This window comes from Streptomyces sp. AA4 (assembly GCF_000158875.1).
Classification (GTDB): Bacteria; Actinomycetota; Actinomycetes; order Mycobacteriales; family Pseudonocardiaceae; genus Amycolatopsis.
In genome coordinates, this window is record NZ_GG657746.1 from 3,363,954 (window position 1) to 3,374,408 (window position 10,455).

Here is a 10,455-nt window from a genome sequence, read left to right on the forward strand (position 1 = left end):
TCGTCCGCGCCATCGTGGAGGGACAGGCCGACCGAGAAGAGGGCAGCGATGCGGATCGTCACGCTCGAAGAACACTGGACCGACCCGGCGGTGACCGCCGCGGGCATGCCGAACCTGCTCGACCACGTGCCCGGCTACGCGGCGGCGTTCGACCCGGACACGGGCATGCCGTACCCGCGGCATCCCGAACTGCTGGAGGATCTGGGCGCGGCCCGGATCGCCGACATGGACCGGCACGGCATCACGACACAGGTCCTCTCGCTGGTCAACACCTTCCTCCCGGCAGATGTTGCACCGCGATTGACCGCCGCGGCGAACGACGCGATGGCCGCCGCGGTCGAGGCGTTTCCCGGCCGGTTCGCCGCGTTCGCCACCCTGCCGACGGCTGTTCCCGGCGCGGCGGCGGACGAATTGCGCCGGTGTGTCGGCGAATTGGGCTTCGTCGGCACGATGATCATGGGACGCACCGACGGCGAATTCCTGGACCAACCTCGCTTCGACCCCATCCTGCGCGCCGCCAGCGACCTGTCCGTGCCCGTCTACCTGCATCCGGCTCCGCCGCCGGTGGCAGTCAGCGAGGCCAGTTACGCGGGCGGGCTCTCGCCCGCGGTGTCGGCGGCCTTCCGGCTCGCCGCGTGGGGGTGGCATCAGGAGACGGCCGTGCACCTCCTGCACCTGGTTCTCGCGGGGGTGCTCGACCGGTACCCGGGGCTGCAGTTCGTCCTCGGCCACTGGGGCGAATTCATCCCGTTCTACCTCGACCGGCTCGACGAGTCCATGCCGCGGCGGATGACCGGGCTCGACCGGACTTTCCGCGAATACTTCCGCGACAACGTGTTCATCACCCCGAGCGGCATGTTCAGCCAAGCCCAGCTGCGGTATTGCGCGGACACTGTCGGCACCGACCGGATCATCCATTCCGTCGATTTCCCGATGCTCGGCAATGAGGGCGCCGTGTCATTCCTGACCGATTCGCATCTTTCCCGCGAGGATCAGGAAAAGATCGCCCACGGAAATGCCGACGCGTTGCTCGGGCTCGGCTGATCCGTGCCGCGGGTCAGTGCGGCTGGGAAAGGTCGCCCGGTCGGAAGGCCGCCACGGTAGTGCTCACTGGCGTGTCCAGTTCGGCTTTGCGCTCGCGCGGATAGACCCAGCGCAGCGCGGCGGTCGACCCGGCTCCGGAGAAACCTCGCTCGTAGAAGATCTTGCCGTCGCTTTGATAGCCGGAGATCGAGTAGTGGTCGCCTTCGTCCTTGCGGTAGGTCACCCGGCCGCCCTTGGCCTCCGCCTCGGCGGCTGCATCGGCCAACGCTGCCGCGGCGGTGCGGCCGCCCGAATTGGTGCCCCATACGGTCAATGTCGCGTTGAGCGAGGGGTTGGTGAACGTCATTCCGTCGCCGTTGTCCGGGCGGTAGGGCGCTGCGGTATAGCCCTCGGGGACGCGTGTGGTGAAGCCGAATCGGGGATCGGTGTAGGTGGTGCTGACCGCCGGGGAAGAGGTGGGGGCCGACGAAGGTGCGGTGATGCCGAGCATTGTCAAGAACTTCGGCTGGAACAGGTCGGCGATTTCGGCGTACGGAACGCTCACGGTTTCCTTGCCGGCTGCCGTTACGCAGCCCAGGTCGTACCACAGGATTTCGAACTCGGCCCCGGCCTTGGTGAATCCGATCGACGCACCCGGGACGTGGCCGCGGGTGGGCACCCGGTCCGCGGCGTCGATGGTGACTTTCCGGCCTTCGTCGTCGAGGGAGGCGGACTGGCAGAAACCGTTCTTGGTGTGCGGTTCGATGCGGCCGGTGAGGGTTTTCATTCCGGCGGCGGTCAGGATTTCCGGCCGGAACATGTCCTGGGGGCCCAGCGCATTCCCGGTGGCGAGGTCGACGGTGGTGGTTTCCGGGAATCGCCACGTCGTGTGCCACAGCACTTTCGAATCGAGATCGTGGTCGTAGCGCACGGAAAGCAGGCTCGGCGTTTGCAGCAGGATCCGGGCGGTCGTCCGCGCGGCGGGCGTTTCGGGATTTTCGCCGAACTGCTGCTGCCAGTCCGGGTAGGCGCGCGCGTCGCGGATGGCTTTCAGCCGCTTGTCGATCGGGGCGCGCAACGCCTCGTTGATGCGCTTCCGCACTGCGGCGTCGGGTCCGCCGGACACTTGCGGATACTGGAGGCTGTAGGTGATCGGGAAGGCTTGGTCGCGTCCGGAGTCGGTCTGGATCGCCACGGTCAGAGCCGCGGGCGCGGGTGGATCGTCCTGCCGGTTGAAGACCAGGATCCCGCCGGTGACCAGCGCGCCGACGACCACCAGCACCGCGGCGACCTTGCCGACGATCACCGCTGTTGCGCCAGCTCCGGTGCCTGTGGCCGGAACGCCCGCCGCGACGGCACCGGCACCGGCTCCGATCGGCGCGGCCGCAGTGCCCGCGGTGGCCAGGAGCGCCAACGGGGTGAGCGCGGTCAGGGCGGCGGCCGAGGTGGCGAGGCGTTTCCAGCCGCGCTTCTCCCAGTCCTTTCCGTAAGCCTTGCGGGCCACAGTTTCCAATTCGGACACAAAAGCGTCCGCTGTGGACGGTCGCCACGCCGGGTCTTTGGCCATGCCGCGCGCGATCAGCGGACGCAATTCCTCGGGCACCGCGTCGAGCGGCACGGGGGCCGTCTGGTGCAGCGAACGGAGTTCGTCGGTGGTGGTCGCCTCGAACGGCTGGTGTCCGGTGATGCATTGGTAGAACACGCAGGTGGCGGCGTACACGTCGGTGGCGGGCTGGCCCGGCTGCCCGGCCCACTGCTCGGGCGCCATGTACGACGGGGACCCGGCGGTCAGTCCGTTGTGTCCGTCCAAAGTGGCCAGTCCGAAGTCGACCAGTTTCGACTGGCCTTCCCGGGACACCAATACGTTTCCGGGCTTGTAGTCGCGGTGCACGACTCCGGCGGCGTGCGCGTCGGCGAGGCCGAGCAGAGATCCTTTGAGGATGGCCAGCGCGGATTCCGGGGCGAGGACGTTTTCCGTCGCCAGAAGCGCGCGCAGGGACACGCCAGGCACGGCCTCCATCACCAGCGCGGCACCCTGCGGCGTCTCGACGAAGTCGAACAACTGCACCACGTGCGGGCTTCGGACGCCGGACAGCAGCCACGCCTCGCGCCGGAACCCAGCGGCGATCTCCGGGTCGGCCAGGTACTCCGCGAGGAGGTACTTGATGGCCACCATCCGGCCGGATTGCTGGTGCTTGGCCAGCACGACGCGCCCGAAGCCGCCGACGCCGAGCACGTCGACCTCCGTGTACCCGGGCACCCGCCAGTCGCTCATCCCCGCCGCTTCCCCTCTCCGCGAGGCCGGTCGCGGTCGGCGAGATCGTACTCCGGAAATGTGGCATCCGGGGTGGAATTGTCACAGTTGTGGCTCGGTCGAGGGACCGGCCCGGCGGTCAGTCGGCGGGGCTGAGCAGCCGGATTCCTTGCTCGGTGGTGCGGTACAGAACCTCACGGCCGGACCGTCGACCGGCGACCAACCCGCTGTCGCGCAGGACCCGCAGGTGTTGCGACACCGCACTCGGCGAGACGTGCAGGCTTTCGGCGAGGCCGGTGGTCGTGGCGGGGGAGCGCAGTTTCTCGAGCAGTTCGGCGCGACGTCGGCCCAGTAGCCGGACCGCGGGTTCGCCCGGACGGGCGTTCACGGCTGTCCACAGTGCACCGCTGCCCCGGGCCGGGTAGCGGATCGTGGTCTGGGTGGTGGTGTGCAGTTTGATCATCACCCACGGCGGGCCGAGCACGACGGGGGAGAGGACCAGGCCGCCGGCGGGACGGCCGGGCGAGGGACGGCGGTCGCCGTCCAGGGTGAGGCGGCCGTCGTGCCAGTGCAGCCCGGCGTGCAGATCGGTGAAGAGGTGGCCCGCGCCGCCGTCGGCCCATTGCTTGGCGCGGTAAGCGATGTCCGCGTCGAGGACGTCGCGCAGCCGGGACCAATGCGGTGCGATCAGCCGGTCGTGCGCCTCGCGCAGCTCGGCGGCGATTTCGCGGAGTCCGGATACGGGATCGTCGGCGAGTCCCCGGACCGAAGCGGGCAGGTGGTCGCCGAACACGCCGCGCAGGCTTCCGCGGACCTGCCCCGCGGTGGTCCGGCACAACGCGGCGAGCGCCTCGTCGATCGTGCTCGCCGCCCGGGCCGGGGCAGGCAGCAGAAACTGCGGCCAGCTGGCGCGGCCGGTGACGAGCAGCGGCCAGGTCCGCCGCAGGTCCAGCGGCCGCACGGCGAGTTCGTCGGCGGCCCACCGGGTCCAGCGGCTGTGGCGCGAGCCCCAGCACCCCGCCAGGGTCTGCAGCCCGGAGACGGTTTCGGACAGCGGCGAGACGGCGAGCCTGGTTCCGGCCAGGTCGCTGGTGGTGAGGTGGAGGGTCAGCGCCACGTGGCGATTATGCGGCAGAGGACGGGTGTTCCGGGGGGAAGCATTGCGGGACGAGGGTGAGGACGCTGGTCTTCGGCGGTGCCGGGGTGTCTTGGGGTGCCGGGGCTTCCGGAGGCGGCGGTTGTGATGGTTGCCGTCAGGCCGGGGGTGAGATCTTTGCTCGTCTTCGTGGGCAAGCGCGGAGGTCGAGGTCCTGCCGGTTCTCGTTGGTTCGGAGGTTTGCCGGGTCTGGCGATGGTGGTTGAGATCTTTCGCTGGCCTTCGAGGGATGGCAGTTAATGCGCTCGTTGGCATGCGGTCGGAGTGCCGAGCCAGGGAGATGCGGTGGCTGAGGGTTGCTGGCTCCCATCGGCCCGGGATGCGTTTGCAGTGCACGACGCGGCGGTTGTGGGCGGGCTCGCCGAGGCAGCCGTTGGCCAGGAAAGGAACCGGGGTGAGGTCTTCCGGGCCGAGGCGTTCGGTAGGCAGCGCTCAGCCCGCGTCGGCAGGCTGGCCGAACCAGCGGGCGAGCTGGTGGTTCAGCTCCTGCTGGTCCTCGCCGATCCAGGCGACGTAGCCGTCGGGGCGGAGCAGGAGGGCGGGAGCGTCCAGGGCCGCGGCCGAGTCCGGGAGGAGGTCGACGCGGTCGGCCCAGCCTTTGACGTTCAGCCGTTCGGTGCGGTCCAGCACCAGGCCGCGGCCGTGGTGCAGGCGGGCGTAGAGGCGGCCTTGCCGCAGATCTAGGTCGGGGAGGCGGCGGCCGAGCAAGGCCGGGCCCTCGCCGAAGGGGTAGCGGAGGTCGATCGCGGTGATTTTCCCGATCAGGCGGCGGTTGACCTCGTCGATGTCCATCAGTTCGGCGAGCAATGCGCGCACCGCCCGCGGGCCTGCTTCGGGAGACGACAGTTCCATTTGGGCGCGGGTGTTGTCGAGGACGTCGGCGGCGACCGGGCGGCGTTCGGATTCGTAGGTGTCCAGCAGGGGGTCCGGGGCCCAGCCGCGGACCTGCGCGGCGAGCTTCCAGCCGAGGTTGAACGCGTCTTGCACGCCCAGGTTGAGACCCTGGCCGCCGGTGGGCGGGTGGATGTGCGCGGCGTCGCCGGCGAGCAGGACCCGGTCGACCCGGTAGCGGTCGGCCAGCCGGGTGGCGTCGCCGAAGCGGGAGAGCCAGCGCGGGGAGTGCACGCCGAAGTCGGTTCCGGCGAGGGCGCGGAGTCGTTCTTGGAAGTCTGCGAGGACGGGCGGTTCGGTGCTGAGTCCCGCGGCGGGGAGAACCACGCGGTAGACACCTTCTTCGACGGGCCCCAGCTGGAAGCGGTTGTTGGCCTGGCGGACTTCGGCCACTTTGGCGGCGATTTCTTCCTGCGACGCGCTCGCGGCCATCTCGCCCATGAGGGTTTCGGTTCGAGAGGGCTCTCCGGGGAAGCCGACGCCGAGGAGTTTGCGGACTGTGCTGCGCGCGCCGTCGCAGCCGACCAGGTACTTCGTTCGCAACCGTTGGCCGTCGGTGAGTTCGACGGTCACTCCGTCCTCGTCCTGCTCGAAACCGGCGACTGCGCACCCGTGCCGGACCTCCGCGCCCAGTGTGACCGCGTGGTCTTCAAGCAGACGGACGACGACTGGCTGCGGAATGCCCAGCAGGTACGCGTTTTCGAGGTCCTTGGGCGGGGGTTTGGGGATGCCCGCGAAGACGCCGCCTACCGGACGTTGGCGTCCGTGCCGGAGGAGTTGCTCCAGCAGTCCGCGCATCGCGAATTGTTCGAGGCTGCGGACGTGCACGCTGACGATGCGCGCCAGCGGGACCGGCTCGGTTTCCCTTTCCAGCACGAGGACCTGGACGCCGTGGAGCCGCAGCTCGGCGGCGAGTGTGGCGCCGGTGGGACCGGATCCGGCGATGATGACGTCGGTCATGGGGCGTCCGTTCGTTCAGGCTTCGCGTGTTCCGGCGCGAGCGTCGGGCCGGACCCGGGGATGATGAGGTCGGTCATGGGGCGTCGGTTCGGTGGGGCTGGGTGGGTTCGGCGGCGAGTGTGGTGCTGGTCGGGTCGGATCCGGTGATGATGACCTCGTTCACGGGGCGTCCGTTCGGTGAAGCCTCGCGCGTTCGGTGGCGAGTGTGGTGCCGGTGGGGTCGGATCCGGTGGTGATGACGTCGTTCACGGGGGGTCCGTTCGCTCAGGACTGGCGCGTTCGGCGGGGCATCGCTGCACCGGGGTTGCCTGGGGCGTGGCGAGTCCGGTCCCGGTCGCCGCCGGTCCGGTCGCTGCCGCCCGTCCGCGTGGTGCTCGCCTTGCCCGGGGCGTGCTTCGGCGACGCGCCGGGTGCCTGAGTCGCGCCGCGGTTCGCCTGATTGGCGTGACGCCAGCAGCGGTCCGACCAGCCACCATGCGTCCAGCACGCCCGGCTGCCGTCCCGCGGCGGTGCGGCCGGGCGTCGGGAGCCCACGTCGGCAGGCGCGCCCCGGCGCACCCGCGTCGGGCTGAGGTTGGGTTCGCGCAGGACTTCGCATCGGCCGGGCAAGTCTGCGGCACCCGCGATCGTGCGGCAAGCGGAATACGCGACCACCACAAGGCGAAGTCTTCGATGTAGCTCCACTCTACATCATAGCGAACATATGTTCGACCCGGCAAAGCTCCCGGGCATGAACCAACGCGACAAGACCAAGCTCCCGGCCGCGTACTGGCGGTTGTGGTGGGCCTCGGCGGTGGACAACGTCGGCGACGGGGTCTTCGCGGCGGCCGTACCGCTGTTGACGGTCACGCTCACCCGCGATCCGGTCCTGGTGTCGGTCGTCTCGGCGGCGACCTACCTGCCCTGGCTGCTGCTCTCCCTGCCCGCGGGTGCGCTCGTGGACCGGCGGGAGCGGGTCGGTCTTCTCTGGCGGTCGCAGGCTCTGCAGGCGGCGATCGTCGCGGTGGTGGCGGTGCTGATCGGGGTGGGCCGGATCGACGTGGCGGGGCTGGCGGTCATGGGGTTCGGCCTCGGTGCGTGCGAAGTCGTGTTCGCCAGCGCGTCGCTCGCGGTCTTGCCGGACCTCGTTTCCGAGGCGCAGTTGCATCGGGCCAACGGCAGCCAGTACGCGATCGCCAATGCCGGGCAGTTGTTCGTCGGGCCGCCGGTCGGCAGTCTGCTGTTCGCGGGCGCGGCGGCGTTGCCGTTCGGGGTGGACGCGGCCTCGTTCGTGGTGTCCGCCGTGCTGCTCGCGACCTTGCCTCGGCGTCCGGTGCCGCGGGGTGTGCAGCCGCCGGTTCGGGTCGCGGTCGCGGAGGGGGTGCGCTGGCTCGGGCGGCATCGGCTGTTGCGGACGTTGGCCGCGCTGCTGGCGGTCAACACGTTCTGCTGTCAGCTCGGCAACGTCACCGTCGTGCTGCTCGCGACGCAAACTCTGCACGTCAGCGACCGCGGTTACGGCGTGCTGCTCGCGGGGGCCGCCCTCGGCAGTGTGGCCGGAGGGATGGTCAACGGGCGGGTCGTGGCGAAGATCGGTGCGCTGCGGGCGTTGGTGACCGCGTTGCTCGGCAATGTGGTGATCTTCGTGCTCATCGGCGCCAGTCCGAACGCGGGTGTTCTGGGGATTCTGCTGGGAATGAACGGGTTCGCCACCACGCTCTGGAGCGTGGTCACGGTGAGCTTGCGCCAGCAGGCGGTGCCGGCGGAACTGCGCGGGCGGGTGCACAGTGTCTACCGGATGCTGGGCTGGGGATTGATGCCGCTGGGCTCGTTGGCCGGCGGGCTGGTCGCGGACGTGCTCGGCGTCCGCGCGGCGTATCCGGTGGCCGGTGCGGTGCGCGGGGTCGCGCTGGCCGCGGCGCTGCCGGTGCTCCTTTCGGCGATGCGCTCGGACCGTCCTTAGTGGACAGACGGACGAATGGTCGATTCGTGGGCAATCGACCGTATGGTTCCCTTTATCGAGCCGCGCGACGGGAGACACTGCGGAATATGCATCTTATTGGCAGGATGTCGATAACGCTCCATTTCCTCCGCGCCGTTCGGGAAGGCGGTTCCGCTGTTCGGCTAATGGTCGCGGAGAAGCCGCAACGTTTCCGCTGGCCGCGGCGACACTGCGGGCGGAGGTGCGCAGGAAGGAATCGACCTTCGCCCGGGGCGGGCGAGAGAGCGAGTTGCGCAGCGGTAAGGGCTACTGCCGTCGCGCGCCATTCGTGTGGTCGTCCGAGGCTCGGCGAATTCCGCGCGACGGGTATGCGGCGGAATTTTCCGGTGATCGGGGGAGGTTTAGCGGAGCGAATACCCGATTCTGCGAGATCGACTTGTCCCGCCAGCTGTCCGGAAGTGTTTCGGGCGCGGCGGAAGGTGATCGTTTTCCGGGAAGCCGCGGAAGTCCGGTCCAGGGTGGCGGGCTTGCTGCGGCCGGGGGAACGGCGGCCGCTGTTGGCACTAATTCGGAAGTGGCGATCATGAATCCGGCGCGGCGGAGAATGGCGGGTTTACGCTGGTCGGAGCAGCGGGAAACGGTGCGGGGCGCGGCCGGGGCGTCGGCCGAATGCGAAGGCGGGCCTTCCGCTTATCTGTGTGTCGCCTCGAGGTGTGAGTCCGTTGTTCATATTTTAGAATGCTCTCGGCAATGTGTGACGCTGGGTGCGAACCGGCGTTAGCGGGAGTCCTTCGTTTGGCGGTTGCTGGAGTGCAACCGAGCTAGGCAGGGTAAGGATTCCGGCGCGGGTCCGGTCTCGATGACGCTCGCGCTCTGCTGGGGCTACTGCCGCGCGGGCAGGGGGCAATTCCCCGGGCGGCTCCTACGAGTATTCGAAAGGCATGGTCATGCACTCCCGGAAAGAAAGTTTCGCCGTCCCGAGACCGCGCCCGGCGCCTGGGGCCGGCAATGCGGACCGGCTGGCCGCCCTGCTCCCGCGGCTGGCCGTCCGGCACCGGGTGCCGGGAGCGCAGGTCGCGCTCTGGTCCGGCGGCGAGACCGTAATGGTCCAGACCGGCGCCGAGGGCGGCGGAAGGCCGATGCGGCGCGACTCGCGGGTGCCGATCGGGTCGGTCACCAAGGCGGCGACCGCGACGCTGGCGATGATGCTCGTCGCCGACGGCGACCTCGAACTGGACGAGCCGGTGGGCGGGATTCTGGGCGACAGCGGGCTTTCCGCCGCGCTGACCCTGCGCCGGCTGCTGAGCCACACCAGCGGCCTGCCGTCGGACCCCGCCGACGCCGCCGGGTCGTGCCGGAAAGAGGTGCGGGCCGCGGAGTCCGTCTGCGAGCCGGGCGCCGCGTTCTCCTATTCCAACCTCGGCTACGCGCTGGTCGGCCTGCTGATCGAAGAGGTCACCGGGATGCGCTGGCGCGAGGCGGTCGAGTCGATCCTGTTGCGGCCCTTGGAGATCGAGCCGGTTTACGTCGACAGCCCGGGAGTCGCGGCCGGGCACGCGCGCGACGGCGTGCGTCCGCTCGAGCAGGTGCTGCCGCCGATGCTGGACCCGGCGGGCGCGCTCGCGCTGAGCGCCGGGGACCTGGTCGTGTTCGGGCAGGTGCACCTCGGCAAGCCGGGGCTGCTCGACGTCGTCACCGCGAGCGACCTGCACCGGCCGGTGGCGGGGGCGGAACCGTTCGGCCTCGCCGCCGGCTGGGGGCTCGGGCTGGCCTGTTTCGGCGACGAGGAATTCCGCTGGCTCGGCCACGACGGAACGGCCGACGGCACGTCGTGCCACCTGCGGATCGACCAGGCCGGCGCGTGCGTGCTCGCCCTCACCGCCAACGGGGCGGGCGGCGCCGACCTCTGGCACGACCTGGTCGAGGAACTGCCGGAACTCGGCCTCCCGCCGACCCGCGTCCAGGTTGCGAAATCCTGCCCGATTCCCGTGCCGGACGGCGATTTCGGCAGTTATCGCAACGGCTCCCTCGAATACACGATCCGGCCGGACGCGGCCGGCGGCGCGTGCCTCGACGTGGACGGCGACGTCTTCCCCGAGCTGACCCGGTACGCCGACGGCACGTTCACCGTGCGCGATCCGGCGACCGGCCGCGCCACGCCGTGCGGCCGGTTCCGCGGCGAACCCGGCGCGGCGGCCGCCGTCGAAATCGGCGGCCGGCTCGCGCGGCGGTGCTGAGCCCGCCGCCGAG

The 10,455-nt window shown here is 70.1% G+C and carries 6 protein-coding genes; 3 read left to right on the plus strand and 3 right to left on the minus strand.

Annotated elements, in window-relative coordinates; translation table 11 throughout:
• The first annotated feature begins 48 nt into the window (after window positions 1-48).
• The gene (locus tag SSMG_RS15760) at window positions 49-1,044 is read left to right on the plus strand and encodes an amidohydrolase family protein (protein ID WP_009077396.1); all 996 of its coding nucleotides are present in this window, start codon (window positions 49-51) and stop codon (window positions 1,042-1,044) included.
• Between the two features lie 13 nt (window positions 1,045-1,057).
• On the opposite strand, the gene SSMG_RS15765 is transcribed toward SSMG_RS15760, so the two are convergent.
• The 3 genes from SSMG_RS15765 to SSMG_RS15775 all read right to left on the minus strand — a co-directional run bounded on the left by SSMG_RS15765 (window position 1,058) and on the right by SSMG_RS15775 (window position 6,284).
• Window positions 1,058-3,298, minus strand: a complete 2,241-nt coding sequence (locus tag SSMG_RS15765) for a protein kinase (protein ID WP_009077397.1) — start codon at window positions 3,296-3,298, stop codon at window positions 1,058-1,060.
• A gap of 118 nt (window positions 3,299-3,416) precedes the next feature.
• Complete coding sequence (locus SSMG_RS15770; protein ID WP_009077398.1) at window positions 3,417-4,394, minus strand: helix-turn-helix transcriptional regulator; 978 nt, start codon at window positions 4,392-4,394, stop codon at window positions 3,417-3,419.
• Window positions 4,395-4,865: 471 nt separating this feature from the next.
• Entirely contained in the window at window positions 4,866-6,284 is a 1,419-nt protein-coding gene (locus tag SSMG_RS15775) for an FAD-dependent monooxygenase (protein WP_009077401.1), read from the minus strand.
• A 730-nt stretch (window positions 6,285-7,014) separates the two neighbouring features.
• On the opposite strand from SSMG_RS15775, the gene SSMG_RS15780 reads away from it, so the two are divergent.
• Both SSMG_RS15780 and SSMG_RS15785 read left to right on the plus strand, forming a co-directional pair.
• Window positions 7,015-8,226, plus strand: a complete 1,212-nt coding sequence (locus SSMG_RS15780) for an MFS transporter (RefSeq protein ID WP_037717257.1) — start codon at window positions 7,015-7,017, stop codon at window positions 8,224-8,226.
• Between the two features lie 926 nt (window positions 8,227-9,152).
• On the plus strand, window positions 9,153-10,442 hold the full coding sequence (locus SSMG_RS15785; protein ID WP_199785915.1) for a serine hydrolase: 1,290 nt from the start codon (window positions 9,153-9,155) through the stop codon (window positions 10,440-10,442).
• Window positions 10,443-10,455: the final 13 nt, after the last annotated feature.